Below are 342 nucleotides of genomic sequence, written 5' to 3'. Positions count from 1 at the left end.
GATTTGTACTTGCCGTCAAATACACGAATTGTGGAACCATTACAGTTTTCCCAAATCCATTTGGCATCTGCCACACAGCAGCGAATGCATCCGTGAGAAGCCGGATTTCCAAGTTTCAGATATTCTCCTGCCGGAAGATTATTTCCATTCGGCTGACCGCTTGCAACTGAATGAATATAAATTCCATTTACTACATGAGATCCATACTGTCCCCAGGACGGTCCCATCAGGAGCTGCCAGCGATCTGCTCTGGTAATCTTAAATGTTCCAACCTTTGTAGGCGTATCCGGAAGACCAACGGATACACGAATTGTTTTAATCGGAGTTTTTTTGCTGCTGTCT

Annotated in this window: 1 protein-coding gene; it reads right to left on the bottom strand. The window is 44.7% G+C overall.

The genetic code is table 11. The annotated features are described in order from the left end of the window. Positions 1 to 342, bottom strand: a 342-nt coding sequence (locus QVP40_RS05985) for a L,D-transpeptidase (RefSeq protein ID WP_288200349.1), incomplete at both ends; no start/stop codon positions are given.

Origin of the sequence: Blautia sp. CAG:257 (assembly GCF_000433815.1) — a bacterium.
GTDB classification, from domain to species: Bacteria; Bacillota; Clostridia; order Lachnospirales; family Lachnospiraceae; genus Blautia_A; species Blautia_A caecimuris.
Note: the sequence above shows the minus strand (reverse complement) of the source record. Positions and strands in the feature narration are given on the sequence as shown.